The organism is Cellulosimicrobium cellulans (assembly GCF_024124905.1).
Classification (GTDB): domain Bacteria; phylum Actinomycetota; class Actinomycetes; order Actinomycetales; family Cellulomonadaceae; genus Cellulosimicrobium; species Cellulosimicrobium cellulans_G.
This window is the reverse complement of the sequence record NZ_JAMXST010000004.1, coordinates 233280-257829: the sequence shown is the minus strand read 5'-3', so window position 1 is coordinate 257829 and position 24550 is coordinate 233280. Positions and strand designations below refer to the sequence as shown.

Here is a 24550-nt window from a genome sequence, read left to right as displayed (position 1 = left end):
CGGGTCCTCACGACCCGGGGAAGCCACCGCCCGCGAGAGCCGCGACCTCGGCGGGGCTCAGCGCCCGGTCGAGGAGCAGCACGTCGTCGACCGCGCCCTTCAGGGGGTATCCACCGCCCGGCTGGTCGCCCACGAGGAGCGGCCGGTCGTTCGTCCCGACGGCGGCGGGACCCGGGACCGAGCCCTGCTCGACGCCGTCGACGTACAGGCGCACCCGGCCCCCGTCGAACACCCCGACCAGGTGGGTCCAGGTCGTCCCGTCCACCGGGTAGGCCGAGGTCGCGTTCGCCCGGAAGGTGTCTCCCGACGTCGCCTGGTTCACCCGGAAGAACGCCTTGCCCGCGCTCGACAGACCGATCTCGTACCCGTCGTGGGTCGCGAGGACGGCCTTCTTGACGACGTACTGCGTCGCGACCCGCTCCGGCCGGACCCAGGCCGCCACCGTCATCGGACCCGACACGTCGAGCGCGGCGGCGTCGGGCACGCTCACGCGTCCTGCCGTGCCGTCGAACCGCACGGCGCTGCCCGACACACCGGCGACGCGGCCGACCCCGCTCGACGCGAGCGCGCCGTCCGTCCCCCATCCGGAGCCGTCCGACGCCGTCTGCCCGGTCTCGTCGAAGCGCCACGCCCCGCGCGCCCCCGCGGCCAGCAGCACCCGGACCTCGACCGTCGCGGGCGCGGACCACGCACCCTGCGCACCCGCGCGGACCGTGAACGACGTCGTCCCGGTGAAGCCCGGGGCAGGGGTGAACCGCACCGTGCCCGCCGACGGGTCGAGCACCTCCGCGGTACCGGAGCCCGGCGGGGTCACGACCTCGAGCGTCGTGCCCGTGGCGCCCGAGACCGCCACGGTCCCGTCGACCGCCGTGCCGGCGACGGTCGAGAGCGCGAGGTCCTCCACCACGGGCGGCACGGCGGGGTCGACCGGGTCGGTCCCGGGATCGGTCGGTCCCGTGCCCGGGTCGGTCGGGTCGCTCCCCGGGTCGGTCGGTCCCGTGCCCGGGTCGGTCGGGTCGGCCCCCGGATCGGTCGGTCCCGTGCCCGGGTCCGTCGGGTCCGTCCCCGGTGCCGTGGCGTCGGAGGTGCCGCCGGCATAGAGCGCGGCGACCTCGGCCGCGCTCAGCGCCCGGTCGTACAACCGCACACCGTCGACCGCACCCTGGAACGGATACCCCCCACCCGACTGGTCACCGATCGCCAACGGCAGAGCATTCGTCCCCACCGCCGCAGGACCCGCCACCGAACCCTGCTCCACCCCGTTCACGAACAACCGCAGCCGCGCACCGTCGAACGTCCCCACCAGGTGCGTCCACGTCGACCCGTCCGCCACCGGCACCGACGTCGCGTTCACCCGGAACGCATCCCCCGACGACGCCTGGTTCACCCGGAAGAACGGCCGACCCGTGCTCGCCACGCTCAGCTCGTACCCGTCCACCTCGTACGACCGCGCCTTCTTCACCACGTGCTGCGTCGCCACCCGCTCCGGACGCACCCACGCCGCCACCGTCATCGTCCCCGCCAGGTCCAACGACGCCCGGTCGGGGACGGTGATCCTTCCGCTCGTCCCGTCGAAGCGGACCGCGGACCCGGCGACCCCGGCGACGCGCGAGGTCCCGCCGGACAGCGTCCCGGTCTGCGACCAGCCCGAGCGGTCCGCGACCGTCGTGCCCGACTGCTCGTCGAGGTCCCAGATGCCCCGCGTCCCGCGCTCGGCCAGGACCCGGACGTCGACCGTCGCGGGGGCCGACCAGACACCCCCGGCACGGACCCGGAACGTGAAGGCGTCGGGACCGACGTACCCGGCCGCGGGCGCGTACGTGAACGCCCCGGTCGACGCGCCCGTCACCGCGGCCGTCCCGTGCGCCGGCGCCTGCACGACCTCGAACGTCGGAGCCCCCGACGCCTGGGCGGCGAGCACGCCCTGCGCCGCGGTCCCCGTCACGGTCGTGAGCGACCCGGGCGTCGCGACGGGCGCGACCGGCCCCGGGGGCGACCCGGCGTAGAGGGCGGCGACCTCCGCCGCGCTCAGCGCCCGGTCGTACAACCGCACACCGTCGACCGCACCCTGGAACGGATACCCCCCACCCGACTGGTCACCGATCGCCAACGGCAGAGCATTCGTCCCCACCGCCGCAGGACCCGCCACCGAACCCTGCTCCACCCCGTTCACGAACAACCGCAGCCGCGCACCGTCGAACGTCCCCACCAGGTGCGTCCACGTCGACCCGTCCGCCACCGGCACCGACGTCGCGTTCACCCGGAACGCATCCCCCGACGACGCCTGGTTCACCCGGAAGAACGGCCGACCCGTGCTCGCCACGCTCAGCTCGTACCCGTCCACCTCGTACGACCGCGCCTTCTTCACCACGTGCTGCGTCGCCACCCGCTCCGGACGCACCCACGCCGCCACCGTCATCGTCCCCGCCAGGTCCAACGACGCCGCGTCCGGCACGGTCACCCTGCCCGTCGAGCCGTCGAACCGCAGGGCCGTGCCGCTGCGCCCCGTGACCCAGGTCGTCCCGCCCGAGACGGCGCCCGTCTGCCCCCACCCCGACGTGTCGGCAGTGACGAGCCCGGTCCCCTCGTCGAGGTCCCAGCGCCCGCGGGCGCCCGCCTCGGAGGTCACGGCGAGGCTCACCCGCGCCACGTTCGACCAGAGCTCCCCCGCGCGCACCCGGAAGGTGAAGGCGTCGGGCCCGACGTACCCCGCCGCGGGCGCGTACGTGAACGCCCCGGTCGACGCGTCCGTCACCGCGGCCGTCCCGTGCGCCGGTGCCTGCACGATCTCGAAGTGCAGCGGCGCGTCCGTGGGCGACGACCCTCGCAGCACGCCGGTCGCGACGCCGCCCGCGACCGTCGAGGCGGCGCCGTCGGTCGCCGTGGGCGCTCCGAGAGCCGTCCACGCGAGACGCGCCGTGCCGGTCGTCGCGCTCGACGCCGCGAGGACGAGCGCTTCGCCGGGGACGTTGGCCTTCGAGCTCGTGACGTTGTTGTAGGACCCGTCGAGCACGAGGTCGGGCGCGCCGGAGAAGTCGATGTCGTCGAGCGGGGTGACCTTCTCGAGGATGTCGTCGAGCTGCTCGCTCGCGGTGTAGACGACCCGCAGGGACCCCGTCTGCTCGTCCACGAGCACGATGGGCCGGGTGCCGCGGCGGTCGACCTCGTACACCGGGTCCCACGTGCCGTCCGGCCGTCGGACGAGGAGGCCGAGGGTCGTCGCCGACGGCGAGTCGTAGGAGGTCTTGATCGCCGCGTACAGCGTCCCGTCCGACGTGACCGCGACGTTGAGGTGGTCGTCGGCGAACCCGTCGCCGATCGGCAGCGCCGAGGACTGCGCGGGCTTCTCGTCGGCCGACCACGTGGACGGCGACGCGCCGTCCACGTGCGTGCGGAACCCGAAGCGCTCCGTGGCCTGGTTCGACCAGAGCACCCCGACGGTGCCCCCGGGCATCGCGGTCACGAGCGCGATGTCGTCCTCGGTGATGCCCGACGCGAGCGTGATCGCCGACGAGAACGAGGCGTACGGCGCGTCGGCGTAGCGCACCTGCACCGCCGAGGCCGTGTCGTAGGCGACCCACATCCGTCCCGCGCCGTCGACGTCGAGCGTCGCCGTCTCGCTCCCCGGGAGCGAGAGCGCGGTCGCCGTCGGTCGCGAGGTCCACGGCACGTAGGAGTTCGTGCCCGCCGCGTACTGGAGCGAGACGAGCGAGCTCGACGACCCGTGGAGGAGCACGTGCACGACGTCCCCCACCTGCTTGACGTCGGCCCGCACGTCGGTCCGCGTCGACACGGACGCCACGTTCGTCCACGCGGCGCCGTCGTACCGCCAGACCCACGTGCCCGCGGGCGTCGTGGACGCCGACGCGAGGACGGCCCACCACGAGCCGTGCGCGAACCACACCTTCGACTGCGGCTTCTCCCCCGTGTTGCCCGTGAGCGGGATCCCGGGCGCGGTGAGGGCGGTCGCCGCGTCCGGGGCCGGAGCCGGTCCGGCGGGCTCGTCCGCCGTCGCGGCGGCGGGCTGCCACGACAGGCCGACGAGTCCGTCGCCCGCCGGCACCTCGACCTCGACGAGGTACCGCTCGCCCGCCCTCGCGTCGACCATGGCGGCGGACGTCGAGACGTCGCCGTCGTCGTCGTTCGTCGCGACGACCGGGCCCCGGCCGGACCCCTCGCGCACGCGCAGGACGGTGTCGAGCTCGCTGCCCGCCGTGGAGAACGTGACCGGGCCGGACCGCGGCGCGGTCCAGGACCACCACAGGGACCGGGCGACCGTGCTCGGGGACTCCGGCCCGCGGTGCGACGCCGGAAAGTTCGGGGCGACGTCCTGCCCGACCGTGCCGCCGACGACTCGTGCTTCCGCGGCGACGTCCCCGACGACGTCGTCCGCCGCGGCGGCGGCCGGTGCCGCGCCCCAGCCCCCGTGCTCGGAGGCGGTGACGAGGACGCCGACGCCGAGGGTGACGGCGAGCAGCGCGGCGACGGCGCGGACGGGACGACGGCGTCGTCGCGCGGGAACGGACATGATGACCTGCCAGTCGTGTGTGCTCGGACTCTCAGCGAGGGAAACAGCGCTCGCCCCCCGGGCGCACGTACCACCTCTGATCGAACCATGCGCGGACCAGGAGCGGGAGGGCGCTCGGGCAAGTTCACCCGCGCGAGGGCTACTGACCGCCTGCCGAGGGTCGTACGTTACTGTCTGCTGGTCGGTCGCCGGCACACACGTGTACCGGAGACACAGGGGAGGTCCCAGATGACGGAACCCCGGACGCTGGACGTCGGTCCCGCCGACGTCGGCACCACCGACGGCGTCGCGGCGCGGCGAGGAACGACGCCCGTCGGCGAGTTCTCCCCGTCCGAGCTGAGCTACGTGCACGACGCGCGGCGCGGCACGTTCGCGCACCAGTACGACCGTGACCTCCAGCTCGTCGTCGTGTGGTCGGCCGCCCGCGCGCACGAGGCCGAGGTCCTCGAGATCCTCCGGCGGGAGCTGCGCGTCGTCGCGGAGATCGAGGTCCGCTGGTCCCCCGACGAGGTCGTCACGAACTTCGAGCGCCTCTACGGCCAGGAGCTCTGGGGCACGTCGCCCAAGCACCTCGAGGTCGGTGCCGGGCCGTTCCTGCTCGTCGTCGTCGAGGATCCCGACCCGCGCTACGGGTACGGGCAGAACGTCACCGGGTACGTCGAGCTGACGAACCTCGCCGTGGCCCGCGCCAAGGCGGCCGCGCGGGCGCTCGTCGGCGGGTACCGGATCCACTCGAGCAACAACATCCGCGAGTTCTTCCACGACGCGACGCTGGTCCTCGGCGAGGAGCGGCTCCGCGCGGTCCTCGAGCACACCGGCGACGCCCCCTACCGGGAGGTCGTGGTGGAGGACGTCGTCGGCAGCGGCGGCTGGCGCGACCTGGCCGAGCTGTTCGGCGTCCTGCGGCTGACGAGCGAGTACGTCGTCCTGCGCAACGCCGAGGACCTGCCGCTGCGCCTCGAGGACGACCGCGAGATCGACGTCCTCGCGCGCGACCGGACCGACCTGGCGGCGGTCGCCGGCGCCCGCCCCCTCGACCCGGGCGGCGACGGCGTCCAGCACGGCTGCCTCGTGGCGGGCGAGCAGGTCGTCCTCGACGTCCGCGAGGTCGGCGACGGCTACCTCGACCGCCGCTGGCAGGACGACCTGCTGCGGCGGCGCACCTGGCACGCGGGCACCGTCGCGGTCCCCCGCGCCGACGACCACCTCTTCTCGCTGCTCTACCACGCGAAGGTGCAGAAGCCCGCGGTCAAGCCGGTCTACGTTCCCCGCCTGCGAGAGCTCGCGCGCGCGGTGGGCCTGCCCGAGGACGTCGCCGCACGCGTCACCGACGACGACGTCGCGGCGTCCGTGCTCGACGGCTTCCTCTCCGCGCACGGCTACGGCCTGCCGCGCAGCGAGGACGCGGGGGTGCACCGCAACGACGCGTTCGTCGAGCGGTTCCGGCTCACCGCGGTGGAGCCGAGCACGCTCGCGCTCGCCCGCACGGAGCTCTGGCAGGCGGCTCGAGGCTCGCGCGTCGCCCGGGCGGCGGCACGCTCGTCGGTCCTGCGCGGCGCGTTCCGGGGTGCCCGGTCGGTCGCCCGACGCGTGATCGGACGGGGGCGGCACGATGGCTGACACCCGGCCTGACGGTCCGGCGGAGGGAGGTCCCGTCGGCACGGGGGCGCCGATCGGACGCGACGTGCGGCCGGAGCCCGGCGTGCGGCGCACGCTCGTGAGCCGCGTCCTGGGGCGCGCGAAGCTCGTCTACCTGTTCGGGTGCCCCGTGGGGGCGACGTTCGTCAAGAGCACCGACTACGCGGTCACCGTCTACACGACGACCCGCGGGCGACCGACCGTCGGCAAGTTCTTCGCGCGCGGCGAGCTCGGGCGCGAGGGGTTCGCGGCGGAACGTCTCGCGGCAGACGTCCTCGGCGACCGCGCGTGGCGCATGCCCGTCGTCCGGTGGCACCGGCGCGGTCTCACCGTGCCGCGGCTGCCCGACGAGGCGCGGCTCGACCTCGCGTGCCGCGGCATGGACCGCGCGCAGCGGGTCGAGGCGGGGGCGTGGGCGCTCGACGTGCTCCTCGAGATCTACCTGGAGGGGTACCTGCACGGAGACCTCCAGCCGCACAACGTGTGGCTGCTCGACGGCCGGCTCGTCGCGACCGACTTCGAGACCTTCTCGCGCCGGACCTCCGGCATCCCGTTCCTCGACTCGGGCGACGTCACCGGCAACGACCCCGCCCCTCGACCGCGGCCGCTCGACCCGGCGTTCGACCCCGACGACGACTGGTCCTTCCACCACGTCCTGGGGGTCACGCTCGACGACGCCGTGCGCGCGCTGCGCGCACGCCTGGCCGCGGCGGACGACGACGCGTCCCGCCGCCGGCTCGCCGCGCTGGACGGGCGGACGGCATGACCCCCACGACGACCCGCGCGCCGAGGGGACGGTCGGCACCCGACCTCGTCGTCCGCCGTCGCGACATCGAGCGCGACGACCCGCCCGCCGGCGCCTTCCGCGGGGTCTCCTACGCGCGCGGCCTCGTCCCGTCCTTCCTCACGCGGTCGCTCGGGACGTTCTGCGTGGACACCCCGGACCGGGTGTACTCCCTGACGTACGACGACGGTCCCGACCCCCGGACGACGCCCGGCGTGCTCGACGTGCTCGCCCGGCACGGCGCCACCGCGACGTTCTTCGTGCTCTCGGAGCCGGCACGACGCCACCCGGAGATCGTGCGGCGGATCGTCGAGGAGGGGCACGAGCTCGCGCTGCACGGCAAGGACCACACCTCCCTGCTCACCCTGGACGACGACACGGCCGTCGCGACGATCCGCGAGGCACGCGCCGTGGTCGAGGACGTCGCGGGCACGTCCGTCCGGCTGTACCGGCCCCCGTACGGAGAGCACACGTGGGGCCAGGCGCGCGGCGTGCGCCGCCTCGGACTCGAGCTCACGATCTGGTCCGGCGACGCGTTCGACTGGGTCCACGACGAGGAGGCGGCGGTCGCGGCACGCGCCCTGTCGTCCGTGTTCCCCGGCGCGATCCTCCTGCTGCACGACACCCGGGCCGATCCCGAGACGTTGGGACCGGGCGAGCGGCTGCCCGCGTTCGACCGGGCCGACGTCCTCGAGCGGATCCTCGCCTCGACGCGGGCGCAGGGCTACGCCGAGGTGACGACCGGTGCGCTGACGACGCGCTACCGGCGCGTGCGCAGCGTCGCGCGCGAGCGGATGGCCCGACGATGAACGACCTCCGGGGCCCGGTGCCCGAGCTCTCCGTCGTCATCCCGGCGTACGACGCGGTCGAGACCCTGCCGACCCAGCTCGAGGCGCTGCTCGCCCAGCGCCCGGAGTGGCCCTGGGAGGTGCTCGTCGCCGACAACGGGTCGCGCGACGGGACCGCGGACCTCGTGCGGTCGTGGGCGGCGACCCGGATGCCCGAGCTGCGCCTCGTCGACGCCTCCGCGCGCCGCGGGCCGAGCGCGGCGCGCAACATCGGCGTGGCGGCCGCGCGCGCCCCGCGGATCGCGTTCTGCGACGCCGACGACCGCGTGGGCGAGGGCTGGGTCGCGGCCGTGCGCCGGGCGCTCGACGTCCACGAGTTCGTCGCCGGCCCGTTCGAGGGGGCGCTGCTCAACGCCGGGATGCGCTCGGCCGTCACGTGGACCGCGCAGGCGCACGGCTTGACCGTGAAGCCGTTCCTGCCGCAGTTCGTCACCGCCGGCTCGGGGAACATGGGCGTCCGCAGGGAGGTCTTCGAGGAGGTCGGCGGGTTCGACGAGGGCGCGCGCACCGCAGAGGACGACGACTTCTGCCTGCGCGTCCAGCTGCACGGGCACGCGCTCGCCTTCGACCCCGCGATCGTGCTGCACGTCCGTCGTCGGGACGGGCTCTGGGACGTCTGCAAGCAGGCGTACGCCTACGGGGGCGGTGAGCGGCGGCTGCTGCACCGCTACGCCGAGTTCGTCGCGGAGGCGCAGGCGGCGCCGCCCGAGGCGCCCGAGCCTCCGTCGGCAGGAGGCCCGACCGCCGCGGGCGGCCCGAGCGCCCTCCGTCGTGTCACGGCGAAGGGGTTCGCCCTCGTCCGTCGGGTCGGGCGCGTCGCGGGTCGCGCGCTCCGCAAGGCCTCGACGGTGCGCCACCCGGGCGACCTGTCGGACGTCGCATGGCGCGTGTGCTGGTCCCTCGGCTGGAGCCTGACCCGGGTCGACCCCGCGACGCCCCAGGTGAGCCGGGCCCACCCCGCGTCCTTGCAGGGCGACCTGCGGCGATGACGGTCGCGGCCCGGGCACGCGCGGCGATCGCCCGCTGGGACGCCGTGGGAGCGCGGCGTCGCGCGACGCGTGCTGGTGCGCTCGGGCACGTCGACCTGCTCGCTCGCGGCGTCTTCGTGAGCACGTCGGACGGTGTCTGGCACCGGTTCGGCACGCCGCTGCCCGGCCACCTGCGCCGGTCGCGCCAGCACGTCGACGTCGTCGGCGCCGAACCGTCCCGGCACCCGGTCCGGGACGCCCTGCTCCAGGTCGCACGGCGGCTCCCCCCGCCCTGGCTCTTCGTCAGCCACGGTCCGTCCGGCCCCTACACCGTGGTCACCACCACGTTCGAGGGCGGGCTGCTGTTCCTCGAGCCGGGGCGCTCCGTCGCCAGGACCATCGAGGCGGCGAGCGCGACCGAGCGCTACGCGGTGCTGCGCCGACGCTTCGCCGAGCACGTCCGGTGCCCGTCGTACCGCGTGCTCGACGACCTGCTCGTCGAGGAGTTCGTCGCCGGCCGGCACCCGCTCGAGCTCGGCGAGGACGAGCGCGTCGCCCTGGTGCGCAGGCTCGTGCTCGACTACGCGCACCTCGCCCGCGGCGAGTGGGAGCCCGATCCCCGACGCATCGTCGAGAGCGCCGTGGACCTCGTCCTCCGCGGCCCGCTGCCGGACGGCTTCCCGTCGCCCGCCGAGCTCGCCGCGTTCGTCGCACGGACCCCCGAGTGGGGCACCGTCCCGTCGGGCGCCGACCCCCAGGTGAACAACCTCGTCGTCGCACCCGACGGCACGCCGGTCCCGATCGACCTCGGCGTCATGGTCCTCGCGCCGTTCTTCGTGTTCCCCGTCGGGATGATCGCGTCCGCCCACGGGGCCGTCCTCGCGGCCTACCTGGACGGCGACCTGGACGCGGCCGTCGGCGACCTGTTCGCGTCCGGTCGGGCGGCGTTCGACGCGACGCCGCGCGACCGCGTCCTCGTGCTCGCGCTGTGGGCGGCCGTGACGTGCTGGTACGAGGCGAGGCGGCTCGCGGCCGTGGACGACGTCGACCGGGTCGGTTCCCTGCTCGCCGAGCAGTGGGACGAGCTCGAGCTAGCGCTTCCCGGCGCGACCGCCTAGGCGGTCGACGAGGACGCGGAGCGGCGTCGCGGGCGCGAAGCGGGCTGCCCACGCCGCGTCCCCGAGCGCCGCCGGGACGTGGCCGCGTGCGGTCGCGGCGGACGCCGCGCGCGCCGCGCTCCACCACGCGAACCGGTCGTTGGCGCGGAGCCGGTCGTCGTACGCGTCGACGAGGTCGCGACGGCCCGCCGCGAGCGCGTCGGCCCGGTGCCGCCGCAGGATCGTCCGCAGGCTCGTCGCGAGGTCGCGGTGGGACCGCGTGGTGTTGGTCGCGTGGTGGCGGTAGTCCACGAGGACGTCGTCGACGAACGCGAAGGGGCCGAGCGCCGCCGCCTTGAGCACGAGGTCGAGGTCCTCTCCCTGCCGGTACCCCGGGTCGAAGCCGCCGACGGCGTCGAAGACCTCCCGACGGATCACGAGGTTCGGGAGCATGACGCCCGGTCCGCGGATCACGGCGCGCCGGTCCACCGCGGCGCGCTGGTCCGCGGCGACGAGCTCCGCGCCGTCGACGTCGATCGTCCGCATCCCGCAGTAGCTCACCACGGCGTCCGGACGGGCGGCCATGACCTCGGCGTGCCGCCGCAGCCGGTCGGGGTGCCAGCGGTCGTCGTCGTCGAGGAAGGCGACGAGGTCGCCGGACGTCAGCGCGACGCCCGCGTTGCGTGCGGCCGAGACGCCCGCGGGCGCCCGTCGCACCACGCGAGGACGCGGCGCGGCGCCCCGCGCCGCCGCCCCCTCGACGATCCGGAGCAGGGCGTCAGGGTCGGGCGAGCCGTCGTCGACGACGACGAGCTCGACGGCGGGGTACGACTGCGCGAGGACGGCCGCGAGCGCCTCCGCGAGGAACGGCCCGCCGCGGTTCGTCGCCACGACGACGCTCACGCTCGGGAGGGCGGTGCCGTCCCCGTCCGTCTGCCGGACCTCGCCCACGTCGCTCCTCCGTGTCTCCGCATGTCTCCGCATGTCACCGCATGTCACCGCCATGTCTCGGCCGTGTCCCGTCCTGTGCGGCCGCTCCGTACCCGACCCGCGGACGGATGGGGTGAAATCGGCGGATTCCCGCGGGATCCGTGGCCTGCTGGGGGACAATCTCCCACATGAGGGTCCTCCGCGTCTCGCACAGCGCCGTGGTCGACGCCTGGCGCGAGCGCGAGCGCGAGCTGCGCGCGCGGGGGGTCGACGTCCGGCTGCTGTCGGCGCGCGCGTGGGACGAGGGCGGCACGACCGTCCGCCTCGTGCCCCGCCCGGGCGAGCCGGTGCGGGGGGTGCGGACGATCGGGTCGCACCCCGCCCTCTTCGTGTACGACCCGCTCCCCCTGTGGCGCGCGCTCGGGCAGGAGTGGGACGTGCTCGACGTGCACGAGGAGCCCTTCGCGCTCGCGACGGCGCAGGTCCTCCTGCTGCGCCGGTTGCGCGCGGTCGTCTCGCGCCGCCCCGCCCCGCCGTACCTCCTCTACTCCGCGCAGAACCTCGACAAGCGCTACCCGTGGCCGTTCCGGTGGTTCGAGGCGCGCGCGCTGCGCGGTGCTGCGGCCGTGTCGGTCTGCAACGACGAGGCCGGCCGGATCGTGCGCGCCAAGGGCGCCCGAGGGCGCGTCGAGACGGTCCCGCTGGGCGTCGACCCGGCGGTCTTCGCGCCCGACGCCGGTCGGGACGACCGCGCCCCGGATCGCCTCCGCGTGGGGTACGCCGGACGGCTCGCGCACCACAAGGGCGTCGACGTGCTCCTCGCCGCGGTCGCGGGCGACGACCGGCTCGACCTCGTCGTCGCGGGCGACGGCCCGGACCGCGCGGCGCTCGAGGAGGCGGCGCGACCGCTCGGCGACCGGGTCCGGTTCGTCGGCGCGCTCGCGGACGCCGACCTCGTCGCGTTCTACCGCTCGCTCGACGCGCTCGCCGTCCCGTCGCGCGAGACGCCCGGCTGGGTCGAGCAGTTCGGGCGGGTCGCGGTCGAGGCGATGGCGTGCGGCGTGCCGGTCGTGGCGACCCGCACGGGAGCGCTGCCCGACGTCGTGGGCGGCGCGGGCCTGCTCGTCGCCTCCGAGGACCCGGCCGCCCTGCGCGCCGCGCTCGTGCGCGTCCGCGACGAGGACGGCCTGGCCCACCGCCTGCGCGCAGCGGGGGCGGAGCGCGCGGCGGCGTGCTCGTGGGCCGAGGTCGCCCGCCGCTACGCCGGGCTCTACCGGACGGCGGTCGACGGCGGGCCGGGCTCCGCGCGTGCGCGGCCGACCGACGAGCGCGACCCGTCCGCGGGCGTGCCGCCCGAGGTCGTCGTCGTCGCCTACGGCTCCCCCGCGATGGTGCGCGACGCGCTCGCCCCGCTCGCCGGGAAGTACCCGATCACGGTCGTCGACAACTCGTCCCTGCCCGAGATCCGGGAGATCACCGAGCTCGCGGGCGGGCGCTACCTCGACCCCGGCCGCAACGGCGGGTTCGCCGCGGGGGTGAACCACGCGCTCGCCCACCGCCAGGTGCCCGGCGCCGACGTCCTCCTCCTCAACCCGGACGCCGTCGTGACCTCCGAGGACGTCCAGGCCCTCCACCGCGCGCTCCACGCCGACCCGGGGATCGCGAGCGTGGGGCCGGAGCAGGTGGACGACGACGGCACCCGGGCGCGCGTGGTCTGGCCGTTCCCGTCCCCGGCGGCCACGTGGACGGAGGCCGTCGGGCTCGCGCGGCTGCGCCGGACCCCGGCGGAGCGCTCGTTCGTCATCGGCTCGGTGCTGCTGCTCCGCGCGGCGGCGCTCGACGACGTGGGCGGCTTCGACGAGCGGTTCTTCCTCTACGCGGAGGAGACCGACTGGGCGTACCGCGCGGTGCGGGCCGGGTGGCGGCACGCCGTCGTGCCCGAGGCGCACGCGCTGCACCTCGGCGGCGCGACGAGCAGCGACCCGAGCCGCAGGGAGACGCACTTCCACGCGTCGCAGGAGCGCTACCTGCGCAAGCACCACGGTCGCGCGGGCTGGGCGCTCGCGCGTGCCGGGGCCGTCGTCGGGGCGGCGGCCCGCTCCGTCGCGCTGCGCGGGAACGGTCGCGCGTCCGCGCGGCGGCGGCTGCGGCTCTACCTCGCGGGGCCCGTCCGCGCGGAGTCGGCGCTGTGACGCAGCGCGTCCCGCTCCTCCGGCGTCGGCCCGTCCTCTACCGTGCGCCGCGCGTCCCCGGCGCGCTCGCCGCGCGCAGCCGGACCGTCGCCGCCTGGCTCCTCGGGGGAGCCGTCGTCGTCGCGCTCCTCGCGCTCCTCGGCTTCGTCGTCCCCGAGCTCCAGACGGCCGCGGTCGGGGGTGCGGTGATCGTCCTGATCGTAGGGCTCACCGCGTACGAGCCGGTCGCCCTGCCGATCCTCGCCATGCCCGCGCTCGTGGTCGTCCAGCGCGTCGGCGGCGGCGGGGTCGACCTCTCGCTCAGCGACTTCGCGCTGTTCGGCGCGTTCTGGTTCGCGCTCTTCTTCTCGCCCCGGCCGTTCTCGCGGCCCATGCGGGCGATGCTCTGGCTGTCGTTCGTCTACCAGGTCGCGACGCTCTTCACGGTGATCGTCAACCCCTTCAGCGCGAACGTCGTCGAGTGGTTCCACGCCTGGGTCTCGGTCGCGGGCGCCCTCGTCCTGGGCTGGGCCGTCGGCCGCTCGGGGCGTGCCCGGCTCGGCCTGACCCTGTTCCTCCTGCCCTGTCTCGCGATCGCGGCCCAGACGTGCCTCGTCGCGCTCCAGCAGCTCGCCGTGGGGAACACCGGCCCGGTGTACGTCGACTGGCCGATCGCGATGCACAAGAACTTCATCGGGTGCGTGCTCGCGTTCGCCGCCCTCACGGCCTACGCGCGACCGTGGTGGGTCGGCTGGCCGCGCTGGTTCTCGCTCGGGGCGTTCTGGCTCTGCTCCCTCGGCGTGCTCGCCGCCCAAGCGCGGCAGGCGCTCATCGGGCTCGCGATCGGCATCATGCTCATCACGCTGCGGGGCGACCCCGACCGCAAGCGCTCGAAGCTCATCCTGCTCGCCGCGGTCCCGGCCATCTACTTCGTCGTGCTCGCCGTGCAGGAGCAGCTCGAGTCGGGGAACGAGTTCAACTCCGCGAACCAGCGGCTCACCTGGTACGCCGACTCGATCGACGTGTGGCAGCGCAGTCCCTGGGTCGGCATGGGGCTGCGGTGGTGGACCGCGGGCGTCACGGAGTTCGTCTTCCAGCCGCCCAACGTCGAGCTCGAGGTGCTGACGTCCGCCGGGATCGTCGGGCTCGTCGGGTTCCTCGTGCTGTTCCTCGGCGGGATGATCGTGCTGTGGCGGATCAACCCCCGCTTCGGGACCCTCGCGTTCTCGATGCTCATGATGCGCTTCGTCCAGGGCCAGTTCGACCTCTTCTGGGTGTCCGTCCAGGTGACGGTGCCCTTCGTCATCGTGGGTGTGTGCCTGGGCGCCGAGGCGTACGCCGAGTCGCGGCAGCGCGCCCGCGACGTGACCGGTCGAGAGCTCCCTCTCGACGAGCTGCGATCCGTGCGGGAGATGGCCGAACGATGACCGACCTGCGGATCCTGCAGATCGCCCCGGAGATCGCCCCGGGCAGCGGCGTCGGCGGCGTCGCGCACCACCTGGAGGAGGCGTTCGAGCGCGCCGGGGTACCGACCGCGCGCTTCACGCTCGCCGACGCGCGCGGCACGTGGCTCCCCGAGCCCGGACCGGGCGTCCGGGGCCGGCTCGTGCTCCTCGCGCGGGTCGTGTGGTTCTCCACGGTCGGGACGGTCCTCGCCCGTCGCCGGGTCGCCCGCGAGCGCCGCGCGAGCCGGGGCGCCGGGGACGCAGTGGTCTCGATCTGCCACAACGACGTCCTCGCCGGCGACGTCTACGTCAACCACGGCATCCTCCGGGTCGCCATGCGGGCGCGCGGCGGGTACGCGTGGCGCATGGCGCGCAACCCGCTGCACCTCTTCACGGCGGCCCGCGACGCGCTCCGGTACCGCGGCCGCGCCCACCGCGTCGTCGTCAACCTCACGCGGTCCGAGCGCGACGCGCTGCGCAGCACGTACCCGCGGCTGCGCGCCCGGGCGGTCGTCATCGGCAACGGGGTGGACGTCGCACGCTTCGCGCCGCCCACGCCCGCCGAGCGTGCCGCCGCCCGGACCGCGGCGGGCGTGCCCGCGGGCGCCGTCCACGTCGTGTTCGTCGGGCACGAGTTCGACCGCAAGGGCCTCGACCTCGTGCTCGCCGCGGCCCTGGACCTGCCGGACGTCCACGTGAGCGTCGTCGGGGGGACGCCGGACATGCTCGCCGACGTCCGGGCGCGGGTCGCCCGCCTCGGGACGGCCGGCCGCGTGCACCTCGCGGGCCGCGTGCCCGACCCCCGGCCCTGGCTGCACGCCGCCGACGCCCTCGCCCTGCCCAGCGCGTACGAGGCGAACGCGCTCGTCGTCCTCGAGGCGCTCGCGTGCGGGGTCCCGGTCGTCGCGACCCCCGTGGGCTATGCGCCCGACGTGGTCGAGGACGGGGTCACCGGGTGGCTGGTGGACCGGACGGTCGAGGGCGTCCGGACCGGGCTCGCGGCCGTCGCCGCCCTGGACGACGACGAGCGTGCCGAGGTCTCGGCGCGCGCGCGTGCCGCCGCCGTGCGGCACGACTGGGACGCCGTCGCACGTCGCTACCTCGAGCTCGCGGCGGCGCTCGCCACCGCACGATCGGAGCCCCGCCCGTGAGGATCCTCCACGCCGTCCGGTCCGACGGCTTCGCCGGCGTCGAGCGGCACGTGGCGCGGCTCGCGCGCGCGCAGTCGGCCGCTGGCCACGACGTCGCGGTCGTCGGCGGAGCGCCCGACGGCATGCGCGCGACGGTGGACGACCCCACCGTCCCCCTCCTCCCGGCGGCCTCGACCGGCGACGTCGTGCGGGCGCTGCGCCGGCACGCGGCGACGGCGGACGTCGTCCACGTGCACATGACGGCGGCCGAGGTCGCCGCGGCCGTCGCGGCCCGCACGACGCGCGGGTTCCCGCCGGTCGTGTCGACGCGCCACTTCGCCCGGCGGCGCGGCACCGGGGCGCGGGGACGGCTCGTCGCGGTCGTCGCCGCGTCGTCGGTACGGGCCCAGATCGCCATCAGCCGGTACGTCGCGGACCACGTGGAGGGGGACAGCGTGGTGGTGCACCCCGGCGTGGCGGACCGTCCCGACGGGCGCGACGCCGCCGCGCGCGACGACGTCGTGCTGGTCGTGCAGCGGCTCGAGGCCGAGAAGCGCACCGACCTCGCGCTCGAGGCGTTCGCGGCCTCCGGGCTCGCGGACCGCGGATGGCGGCTCGAGGTCGCGGGCGACGGCGCGCAGCGGACGGCGCTCGAAGGCCTCTCCCGGTCGCTCGGCATCGAGGGCGCCACGTCGTTCCTCGGGGCGCGCGACGACGTCGACGCCCTCCTGGGCCGCGCGGGCCTGCTCGTCGCGCCGTGCCCCGTGGAGGGGCTGGGGCTGAGCGTGCTCGAGGCGATGGCGAGCGGCCTGCCGGTCGTCGCGTCCGCGGCGGGCGGGCACCGCGAGACGCTCGGCGGGATCGACCCGCTCACGCTCTACCCCGCGCTCGACCCGGTCGCCGCGGGCCGCTCCCTGGCCGCGCTCGCAGCCGACCCCGGACGCCGCGACGCGTGCGCCGCCGCCGGCCGCGCCGCGCAGCGCGCGCGCTTCACGCCCGCGGCGCAGGTCGCCGGGACGGACGCGGTCTACCGCGCGGTGCTCGCGTGACGGCCGCCGCGGGCGCCGTGGGCGATGTGGGTGCGGGCGACGTCGTCGTCCTGTCGCTCGAGCGCTGGGACGACGTGTGGCGCCGCAACCAGTACCTCGTCGCGGAGCTGTGCCGCGCCGACCCGACGGCCCGCGTGCTGTTCGTCGAGCCGGCGGCCGATCCGCTCCACCGGCTCAGCCGGCGCGGCGTCCCCCGCCCCGGCCGCGGTCTGCGCGCCGCGCCCGACGTGGACGGGATCGCCCCGGGGCGCGTGCTCCTCCACGAGCCGACCAAGTGGCTCCCTCGCAGGGTCGACCCGCGCGCGGACGCACGGCTCGCACGGTCGGTCGAGCGCGCCGTGGCCCGCGCCGGCCTGCGCCGCCCGGTGCTCTGGGTCAACGACCCCTCCGGCGCCGCGGTCGTGCGGCGCACGGGCTGGCCCGCGCTCTACGACGTCACCGACGACTGGCTCGCCGCCGACCGCTCCCCCGCCGAGCACGCTCGGCTGGTCGAGGACGAGGCGACGCTGCTGGAGCGGTGCGCCGAGGTCACGGTGTGCTCCTCGGGCCTGGTCGCGCGCAAGGGGGCGATCCGCGACGTGACGCTCCTGACGAACGGCGTCGACCTCGACCGCTACCGCGGCGCGTACGACCGTCCGTCCGACCTCCCCGCCGGCCCCGTCGCGCTCTACGTCGGGACCGTGCACCCCGACCGGTTCGACGTCCCGCTGCTGCTCGCCACGGCCCGCGCGCTCGACGGGCACGCCCGCGTGGTGCTCGTCGGCCCGGTGGTGGACCTCTCCGCCGCCGAGCACGCCGACCTCGCGCGCGCCGAGGTCGTGCTCCTCGGTCCCCGTCCCTGGACCGACGTTCCCGCCTACCTGCGCCACGCCGACGTCCTGCTCGTCCCGCACGTCGTCGACGCGTTCACGGACAGCCTGGACCCCATCAAGCTCTACGAGTACCGGGCCGTCGAGCGGCCCGTGGTGTCGACGCCCGTGGCCGGGTTCCGGGACGAGCCCGGGGTGCGGGTCGCCGCCGGCGAGGGCTTCCCGACGGCGGTGCTCGCCGCGCTCGGCGACGCGGCGCCCCCGCGCGCCGACCGGCTCGCCACCGACCCGCCCGACGTCCCGACCTGGCGCGGCCAGGCCGCGCTCATGCGCGCGGCGCTGGCCCGGACACGGACGTCCAGACGTCCGTGAGCACCCCCGCCGTGCGCCCCACGGGGAACCTGCGGAGCGCCGACGCCCGCGCCCGGAGCGCGCGCTCGCGGGCCGCGGCCGGGCCGTGCAGCACGTCGAGCAGCGCCGCCGCGATCGCCTCGGCGTCGCCGGGCGGGACGAGGAGCCCGAGCGGGTCACGTCCTTCCTCGGGGTCGTCGAGGATCTCCTCGACGCCGCCCGCCCGCGTCGCGACGACCGGGACGCCCCGGACCATCGCCTCGACGACGACCTGGCCGAACGGCTCGGGCACGGGCGACGCGTGCACGCACACCGCCGCCCGGTCGAGCTCCGCCCGCGGGTCCGGCACGAAGCCGACGAGCTCGACGTGGTCGTCGAGCCCGAGCCGGGTCACCTCGGCCCGGACCAGCGCCGCGTAGTCCTCGGCCCCGAACGCCGGCTCTCCGACGACCCGCAGCCGCGCCGTCGGCACCGCGTCCACGACCGTGCGCAGCGCGCGCACGACCTCGAGCTGGCCCTTGGTCGGGCTGAGCCGTCCGACCATGACGACCACGGGCTCCGGGGCCCCGGAGCGGGCCGCGTGCGCGCGCTCGGCGCCCGCCACCTGCTCCGGCGCGAATCCCGGGTACGCGACGGCCGTCACCACGGGCAGCGTCTCTGCCGTCGCGCGCGAGTTCGCGACCACCGCCGCGGGGACCCGGCGCGCCAGGCCGCGCACGACCCGGACGAGCGGTCCGGGCAGGTAGTCGGGGGCGATGCGGTCGTGGACGTGCCACACCAGCGGCCGCCGCGCGAGCGCCGCGGGCACGATCCCCAGGAGGTCGGCCTTGAGCGACGTCGTGTGCACGACGTCGGGCCGCAGGGCGCGCACCCGACGCACGAGCCGCCAGAGGAACGGGAGCGTCCGCAGGGCGCCCGTGAGCGTCGACGGCGACAACCGCCCGGCGCGCTCCCGGTCGGCGGTCGCCACCGACGGCGCGAGCGCGACGACGTCGACCCGCACGCCGATCTCCTCGAGGCGCGCGCGCAGGGGGCCGTCGGCGAAGAGCAGGACCCGCACGTCCACCTCGGGCCCGAGCGCCGCGCACGTGCGCAGGAGCGCGAGCTCCGCCCCGCCGAGCTCCGCGGTGTGGTCGAGGACGAGGACCCGGAGCGGCGGACCGCCCGGGGCGGTCACCACCGGAACGGGCGCTTGCGCTCGTCGGGCGCGGGCTCGTCACCGGTGTCGTCCGGTGTGGCCGGCTCGACCTTGCTCCACGCCGGCGAGAGCACGGCGTTCCGCTTGCCCGGACCCTGCGAGGCGCCGGGCGCGACGGGACCGTCGGGCGTCGTGGACGCGCTGCCGACGGCCCCGGCGGGCGGCGCGGCGCGCCCCGCGGCCTCGTCGACCGCGACCGCCGCCGCGGCGACCGACGCACGTCGCGTGCCGACCGTGCGCGCGGCCTCGTCCCGGGCGGGCTCCTCCTCCGGCAGGCCGGACCGCGCCGGCCCGGACGGCTCGGCGGGGGCGGGCGCCTGCGCCGCGGGGCGCCCGGTCGCCCGGGACGGGTCGGACGGCGCCGGCGCTGCGGCCCGTGCCTCGCCGGCGCCGGTCTCCTGCTCCGTGTCGTCGCCGTACGTGGACGCGTAGAGCATCCGCCGGTCGCCCGTGACCCCGGTGAGCGCGATGCCGAGCAGCGGGACGTTGCTGACGCGCAGCCGCTCCGTCGCCTCGGCGAGCACCGCACGGTCGGTACGTCCGGCCGACGCGATGAGCACGACCCCGTTCGCGTAGCCGCCGAGGATCGTCGCGTCGGCCGCGGCCAGGACCGGGGGCGCGTCCACCACGACGACCTCCGCATGGTCGCGCAGGCTCCGGACGAGCGCCCGCGCACGCTCCGTGGCGAGGAAGTCCGCCGGGTCCATCTCCTCCTCCGGCACCGGCATGACCCGCAGGTTCGGCACCGCGGTCGGGCGCAGCTCCTGATCCTGGCCCTTCCCGTCCCAGTCGTCGGGGGCCGGGAGCATGCGGTCGAGCTGCGGGCGCCGCAGGTCGCCGGACAGCGCCACCGTGCGGCGCCCGCTCAGCGCGAACGAGGCCGCGAGGTTCGCCGTGATGAACGAGCGCGGTGCCGACGGGTCGGCCGCCGTGACGACGACGACCGTGTGCTTCATGCCGGCCGTGGACACCTGCACCGCGGTGCGGAGCTCGCGGATCGACTCCGTGAACGGCGTCGCGACCTTGCTCGCGACGGGCAGGGCCTGGGTGTGCGTGAACTCCTTCTCCGCAGGCCGCGTGCCGTAGAGCTCCGCGAGGACCGGCGTGTCCGTGAGCCGTGTGGACTCGGCCGCGCTCCGGACCCGGACGTCGAGCCCCCGCCGGGCGAACGCCAGCCCGATGCCCGCCACGAGGCCCACGAGCAGGGCCAGCGCCAGCACCGTGAGCCGCGAGAGCCCGAGGGGCTCGGCCCCCGTCGCCGGTGCCGCGACCTCGCCCGGCACGGCGATGCCGCGCAGCGAGTTGATCTGCACGGTGAGCGCGGAGTAGTCGCCGACGATGATGTCCTGCTCGGCGAGCGCCAGCGGGTCCTCCGGGTCCGCCCCCAGCCGCTGGCGGACGCCCGCGAGCTGGTCGGCGAGCGCCTGGCGACGGGCCTCGAGCTCGGCGACCTGGTCGGCCTGGATCGTGACGAGCTGCGCCGCGTAGGCGTCCGCGAACGCGTTCGCCACCTCGACGGACCGCGCCTCCTCGGTCGTCGTGGCGTGGATCGCCACCGTCTTGGTCTCGCCGTCGACGTCGGCCGACACCTGGTCCGCCAGCTCGTCCGCCGCCTCGGGCTCGCCGAGCGCGGCGGCCGCGGCGGCCGCGACCTCGGGCGACGTCACGTCCTCGGCGTCGGTCACGACCGTGACCTCGACGAGCGACTCCCCGCCCTGCGCGCTCTGCACGCCGTAGAGCTGGACCGTCGCGGTCGCGCGGTACATCGTCTCCTGCCGGTCGACGTAGAACAGCGCGGCGCCGACCACGACGAGGATCGCGGCGAGCACGTAGTACTTGCCCGCCCAGACGGTGCGGAGGAACTCCCTGATGGTCATCGCTGCGCTCTCCCCCCACCGGGCCGACCCGTACCGACGGTGTGGCCCTGCTGCTGGGCCACCACGCCACGCAGCCGCGCGACGAACCGTTCACGGCCGAACGTCGCGACGTGCGCCGTGACCGCGTCATCATCCCACGTGCGCCCCGCCGCCACCTCGACGGCCTCGGCGACGAGGTCGGGCCGCGGCGCGTCGAAGAAGACCCCGTTGACGCCGTCCACGACCGTGTCGAGGTAGCCCCCGTCGCGCAGCACCACGCTCGGCCGACCGAACGCCCCGGCCTCCAGCGGCGAGAGCCCGTAGTCCTCGTACGACGCCGCGACGAGCGCCGACGCGTTCCGGTAGACCCAGCGCAGCGTCGCGTCGTCGACACGGCCGAGCAGGTGCACCCGGCCGCCCCCGCGCGCCGCCTGCGCCTCCAGCCGGGCGCGGTCGGGGCCGTCCCCGACGACGACGAGCTCACGCCCCGTCGAGAGCGCCGCCTCGACGACGACGTCGACGTTCTTGTACGGCAGCAGGCGTGCCACGCACAGGAGGAAGCCGGGCTCCACGCCGGGGACGGCACGCTCCTCGCCGTCGGGCAGCATCGCCGGCGGCGGCGCGAGCACCTCCGCCTCGATCCCGTAGGCGTCACGGATCGCGCGCTGCGTGACGGTCGAGTTGGCGAGGTAGACGTCCGCGCGCCGCGCGGCGGCACCGTCCCACCGGCGCAGCCCCGGGGAGAGGAGACCGAGCGCGGTCGCCGCGGCGCGCCGTCGGGCCCGGTGCGTCGCGGAGCCCTCGGACGGGCCGAGGTACCGGTCGCGCTGGTACAGCCACCGCGCCGGGGCGTGGCAATAGACGACCGTGCGCCGCGCCCCGCGGTAGCCGTGCGCCCACCCGGTGGAGGACGCGAGCAGGACGTCGGCCTCGACGCGCTGGCGGTCGACCGCGGGCGCGAGGAACGGGAGCGCGACCCGGTGGTGCCGCCGCAGCAGCGCGGCCCGGTCGAGGGCGGACGTGCGCAGGTCGAGCGAGCCGAACTCGGGGAACGTCCCGGCCGGGTCGTACAGCGTCGTGTACATCGGCGCGCCGGGGAACGCGTCGGCGAGCAGCAGCGCGACCCGCTCCGCGCCGCCACGCTGGGTCGCGTAGTCGTGCGCGAGCGCGACACCGTGGGTCATCGGTCCTCCCTCGCGAACGCAGGCAACCAGCCTAGGTCGGAGGGGCGGGCCGGAGAGGGGGACGAAGGGACCTCACCCGGGTGAAAAGGGGCGTCACGACGCACTCGACGCGGCCTACGCCCTCGTGTGGAACTTCCCCTGGGCTGCGAGCAGGCCCTCGGTGAGCAGCATCTCGACGGCGTCCGCGGCGTCGTCGAGCAGGAACGGGAGCTCCTTGGCCTCGGGCCCCTTGAAGTCCTTGAGCACGAAGTCCGCGGTGTCCTGGCGGCCCGGGGGGCGCCCGACGCCCCCGCGCACGCGCACGTAGTCCTTGGTGCCCAGGGCCTTGCTGATGTCGCGCAGGCCGTTGTGCCCACCCTCGCCGCCGCCGATCTTCAGCTTCACGGCGCCGAACGGGATGTCGACCTCGTCGTGGACCACGACGACGTGGTCCGGGTCGATCCCGTAGTACTTCGCGAGCCCGGACACGGGGCCCCCGGAGACGTTCATGTACGTCGTGGGCTTGGCGAGGACGACGCGCGGCCCGGGCCGTCCGCCCGGCAGCATGCCGATGCGGGCCTCGGCGACGGCGGCCTGCGCCCGCGGGTGGCGCGCGAACCGCGCGGCGGCGCGCCCCGCGAGGACGTCGAGGACCATGTGGCCCAGGTTGTGGCGGTTGCCCGCGTACGTCGGCCCGGGGTTGCCGAGCCCGACGACGAGCCACGGCTGGTCGGTCATGTCGTCCCTCGTCCTTCGTCCGGGTCCCGCCCCGGGCGGCACGCCGGCGGGAGGTGGTGCAGGTGGTGGTGCGGGCGCACGGACGCCCGGCACCGTCACGGTACCGGGCGTCCGACGCGGGTCGTCGTGGCGTCAGCCGACGACGGGGAGGGTCACTCCGCGGCGGCCTCGGCCGGGGCGGCGTCCTCGGCGGCCTCGTCCTCGGCAGCCTCGACCTTGGGCTCGCTGACGATGAGGACGTCGGCCGAGGCGTCCGTCACGAGCGTGACGCCCTCCGGCAGCGTGACGTCGCCCGCGTACACGACCGAGCCGGCCTCGAGGCCGTCGACGGAGACCTCGATCGCGTCGGGCAGGCGCGTCGCGTCCGCCTCGACCACGAGGGTGAGCTGCTCGAGCAGGTGGATCGTGCCGGGGACGGGCTCGCCGACGACGTGCACCGGCACCTCGACCTCGACCTTCTCGCCCTTCTTCACGATGAGGAGGTCGACGTGCTCGATGACGTTGCGGACCGGCTCGCGCTGGACGTCCTTGGCGATCGCGAGCTGGGCCTTGCCGTCGAGCTCGATCGAGAACAGCGCGTTCGAGTGCTTGAGCGCCATCATCGTCTCGTGACCCGGCAGGGTCACGTGCAGCGGGTCGGTGCCGTGGCCGTAGAGGACCGCGGGGATCTTGCCGGCGCGGCGGACGCGGCGGGCGGCACCCTTGCCGAACTCGGTGCGGGCCTCGGCGGCGAGCTTGATCTCAGACACGTGGATCACTCCTGGAAGAACGTTGCGGGCCGGCCGCCAGTGGGGAGCGGTCGGCTGTCCGGACGGTTGAGAGGGCCACCCGGACGGGCGGCTGCGTCGGCGCGGGACGAATGACGGGCGCGCAGGAGGACGACCGCCCAGTCGATAACGGAGATCCAACAGGTCTGGCTGACACTCGCGGTCCCGCGCCGCCGGTGTGCTCACCGGTCCAGCGCTGCCGGCCGTCAGACGTCCCTCGCCGAGGCAACCTGACTACTGTACCCGGGCGGGACGGCCGGACGAAACCCGCGCCCGCTCCCCGCCGAGGACCGGGGGTCAGCTCGTCGCTGCCGCGGTCGCGGCGACCGTGGCGCCCACGAGGATCGCCGCGGTGACCTCCTCGACGTAGGCGCGCACCGCCTCGCTCGCCCAGCTCTGCCGCGCGATCTCCCGCGCACGGGCGTCGACGGCGCGGCGCCGCGGCCCCGTCGCCTCGTGCCCGGCGTCGGCCACGGCCGGTGCGCCGGGCGCCCCGCCCGCCGCGAGCACCCGGCCCGCCTGCCCGGTCGCCGCGAGGATCGCGACCAGCGCGGCCGTCCGCAGGTCCGGCGCACCGCCGTCGACCAGGACGCGCCACAGGTCGGCCCGCACGCCCTCCTCGTGGCGCGTGTCCGCCGCGGGCCAGCGCGTGGTCGGGAAGATCCCGAGCACGCGGCCCTCCTCACGTCGCAGGACGCCGCGCTCGGCGAGCGAGGCGATCGCGCGGGACGCCGGCCTGAGCTTCGCGAGGGGCGCCACGAGCGCCTTGGGCTTCGACCCCTCGCGCGACCGCACGACGGTCAGCGCCTCGTCGAGCAGCGCGTTGCCGGTCGAGGACGCGTCCCGCACGACGATGCGGCCGATCCGCCCGCCGTCGCCGTCGCCCGCGAGGTCCGCGCGCCCCAGGAGCGCCAGCTCGACGAGGAGCGCCCCCGCGGCGACCTGCTCGCGGTACGAGGCGTCGACGACGGCCTTCCCGGTCACGTCGTCGAGCGTGAGCAGCAGGTAGTCCTCGAGGATGAGCATGGTCCTCACGCTACGGCGCGCACCGGCCGGGGACACCTGCCTTTTGTCATGGCC

At 75.9% G+C, this 24550-nt stretch carries 18 protein-coding genes; 10 read left to right on the top strand and 8 right to left on the bottom strand.

What is annotated here, in order from left to right:
- Nucleotides 1-7: 7 nt before the first annotated feature.
- Entirely contained in the window at nt 8-4528 is a 4521-nt protein-coding gene (locus NHH00_RS13385; protein ID WP_253052924.1) for a LamG-like jellyroll fold domain-containing protein, read from the bottom strand.
- Between the two features lie 228 nt (nt 4529-4756).
- Between NHH00_RS13385 and NHH00_RS13380 the strand changes: the two genes are divergently transcribed.
- The 5 genes from NHH00_RS13380 (at nt 4757) to NHH00_RS13360 (ending at nt 9884) form a co-directional block, all read left to right on the top strand.
- Entirely contained in the window at nt 4757-6148 is a 1392-nt protein-coding gene (locus tag NHH00_RS13380; RefSeq protein ID WP_253052922.1) for a hypothetical protein, read from the top strand.
- A gap of 82 nt (nt 6149-6230) precedes the next feature.
- The gene (locus NHH00_RS13375) at nt 6231-6932 is read left to right on the top strand and encodes a hypothetical protein (RefSeq protein WP_253052920.1); all 702 of its coding nucleotides are present in this window, start codon (nt 6231-6233) and stop codon (nt 6930-6932) included.
- Nucleotides 6929-7759, top strand: coding sequence for a polysaccharide deacetylase family protein (locus NHH00_RS13370; protein ID WP_253052918.1), 831 nt, complete (start codon nt 6929-6931; stop codon nt 7757-7759). The genes NHH00_RS13375 and NHH00_RS13370 overlap by 4 nt, the downstream gene beginning before the upstream one ends.
- Entirely contained in the window at nt 7756-8787 is a 1032-nt protein-coding gene (locus tag NHH00_RS13365; RefSeq protein ID WP_253052916.1) for a glycosyltransferase, read from the top strand. The genes NHH00_RS13370 and NHH00_RS13365 overlap by 4 nt, the downstream gene beginning before the upstream one ends.
- The gene (locus NHH00_RS13360) at nt 8784-9884 is read left to right on the top strand and encodes a hypothetical protein (protein WP_253052913.1); all 1101 of its coding nucleotides are present in this window, start codon (nt 8784-8786) and stop codon (nt 9882-9884) included. Before NHH00_RS13365 ends, NHH00_RS13360 begins: the two co-directional genes overlap by 4 nt.
- On the opposite strand, the gene NHH00_RS13355 is transcribed toward NHH00_RS13360, so the two are convergent.
- Nucleotides 9858-10814, bottom strand: coding sequence for a glycosyltransferase family 2 protein (locus NHH00_RS13355; RefSeq protein ID WP_253052911.1), 957 nt, complete (start codon nt 10812-10814; stop codon nt 9858-9860). The genes NHH00_RS13360 and NHH00_RS13355 overlap by 27 nt on opposite strands.
- A gap of 167 nt (nt 10815-10981) precedes the next feature.
- Between NHH00_RS13355 and NHH00_RS13350 the strand changes: the two genes are divergently transcribed.
- Genes NHH00_RS13350 through NHH00_RS13330 form a run of 5 tightly spaced genes read left to right on the top strand, consistent with a single transcriptional unit; the run spans nt 10982 to nt 17769 of the window.
- Nucleotides 10982-12985 carry a glycosyltransferase gene (locus NHH00_RS13350; protein WP_253052909.1) on the top strand — a complete coding sequence of 668 codons (2004 nt, stop codon included), beginning with the start codon at nt 10982-10984 and terminating at the stop codon, nt 12983-12985.
- Entirely contained in the window at nt 12982-14391 is a 1410-nt protein-coding gene (locus NHH00_RS21110) for an O-antigen ligase family protein (RefSeq protein WP_253052907.1), read from the top strand. Before NHH00_RS13350 ends, NHH00_RS21110 begins: the two co-directional genes overlap by 4 nt.
- The gene (locus NHH00_RS13340) at nt 14388-15560 is read left to right on the top strand and encodes a glycosyltransferase family 4 protein (protein ID WP_253052905.1); all 1173 of its coding nucleotides are present in this window, start codon (nt 14388-14390) and stop codon (nt 15558-15560) included. The genes NHH00_RS21110 and NHH00_RS13340 overlap by 4 nt, the downstream gene beginning before the upstream one ends.
- A complete protein-coding gene (locus NHH00_RS13335) occupies nt 15557-16588 on the top strand; it encodes a glycosyltransferase family 4 protein (RefSeq protein ID WP_253052903.1) in 1032 nt (343 codons plus the stop codon). The genes NHH00_RS13340 and NHH00_RS13335 overlap by 4 nt, the downstream gene beginning before the upstream one ends.
- Nucleotides 16585-17769 (top strand): glycosyltransferase, encoded by a 1185-nt coding sequence (locus NHH00_RS13330; RefSeq protein ID WP_253052901.1) that lies wholly within the window; start codon nt 16585-16587, stop codon nt 17767-17769. Before NHH00_RS13335 ends, NHH00_RS13330 begins: the two co-directional genes overlap by 4 nt.
- Here the strand turns inward: NHH00_RS13330 and NHH00_RS13325 are convergent.
- From NHH00_RS13325 to NHH00_RS13300, 6 genes are all read right to left on the bottom strand, one after another.
- Nucleotides 17723-18925: a glycosyltransferase gene (locus NHH00_RS13325; RefSeq protein ID WP_253052899.1), complete on the bottom strand. Its 1203-nt coding sequence runs from the start codon at nt 18923-18925 to the stop codon at nt 17723-17725. The genes NHH00_RS13330 and NHH00_RS13325 overlap by 47 nt on opposite strands.
- A complete protein-coding gene (locus NHH00_RS13320) occupies nt 18922-20823 on the bottom strand; it encodes a polysaccharide biosynthesis tyrosine autokinase (protein WP_253052897.1) in 1902 nt (633 codons plus the stop codon). Before NHH00_RS13320 ends, NHH00_RS13325 begins: the two co-directional genes overlap by 4 nt.
- A complete protein-coding gene (locus NHH00_RS13315; protein WP_253052895.1) occupies nt 20820-21986 on the bottom strand; it encodes a glycosyltransferase in 1167 nt (388 codons plus the stop codon). Before NHH00_RS13315 ends, NHH00_RS13320 begins: the two co-directional genes overlap by 4 nt.
- A 114-nt stretch (nt 21987-22100) precedes the next feature.
- Nucleotides 22101-22703: an aminoacyl-tRNA hydrolase gene (gene pth / locus NHH00_RS13310; RefSeq protein WP_253052893.1), complete on the bottom strand. Its 603-nt coding sequence runs from the start codon at nt 22701-22703 to the stop codon at nt 22101-22103.
- A gap of 152 nt (nt 22704-22855) precedes the next feature.
- Nucleotides 22856-23452, bottom strand: a complete 597-nt coding sequence (locus tag NHH00_RS13305) for a 50S ribosomal protein L25/general stress protein Ctc (protein ID WP_253052891.1) — start codon at nt 23450-23452, stop codon at nt 22856-22858.
- 315 nt (nt 23453-23767) lie between these two features.
- Nucleotides 23768-24496 (bottom strand): GOLPH3/VPS74 family protein, encoded by a 729-nt coding sequence (locus NHH00_RS13300; RefSeq protein ID WP_253052889.1) that lies wholly within the window; start codon nt 24494-24496, stop codon nt 23768-23770.
- Nucleotides 24497-24550 lie beyond the last annotated feature (54 nt).

Bases quoted from the DNA above. Each gene is read 5' to 3' on its own strand.
- NHH00_RS13385 (WP_253052924.1), bottom strand. From the start codon at position 4,528: ATGTCCGTTCCCGCGCGACGACGCCGTCGTCCCGTCCGCGCCGTCGCC.
- NHH00_RS13380 (WP_253052922.1), top strand. From the start codon at position 4,757: ATGACGGAACCCCGGACGCTGGACGTCGGTCCCGCCGACGTCGGCACC.
- NHH00_RS13370 (WP_253052918.1), top strand. From the start codon at position 6,929: ATGACCCCCACGACGACCCGCGCGCCGAGGGGACGGTCGGCACCCGAC.
- NHH00_RS13365 (WP_253052916.1), top strand. From the start codon at position 7,756: ATGAACGACCTCCGGGGCCCGGTGCCCGAGCTCTCCGTCGTCATCCCG.
- NHH00_RS13360 (WP_253052913.1), top strand. From the start codon at position 8,784: ATGACGGTCGCGGCCCGGGCACGCGCGGCGATCGCCCGCTGGGACGCC.
- NHH00_RS13350 (WP_253052909.1), top strand. From the start codon at position 10,982: ATGAGGGTCCTCCGCGTCTCGCACAGCGCCGTGGTCGACGCCTGGCGC.
- NHH00_RS13340 (WP_253052905.1), top strand. From the start codon at position 14,388: ATGACCGACCTGCGGATCCTGCAGATCGCCCCGGAGATCGCCCCGGGC.
- NHH00_RS13320 (WP_253052897.1), bottom strand. From the start codon at position 20,823: ATGACCATCAGGGAGTTCCTCCGCACCGTCTGGGCGGGCAAGTACTAC.
- NHH00_RS13315 (WP_253052895.1), bottom strand. From the start codon at position 21,986: ATGACCCACGGTGTCGCGCTCGCGCACGACTACGCGACCCAGCGTGGC.
- pth (WP_253052893.1), bottom strand. From the start codon at position 22,703: ATGACCGACCAGCCGTGGCTCGTCGTCGGGCTCGGCAACCCCGGGCCG.
- NHH00_RS13300 (WP_253052889.1), bottom strand. From the start codon at position 24,496: ATGCTCATCCTCGAGGACTACCTGCTGCTCACGCTCGACGACGTGACC.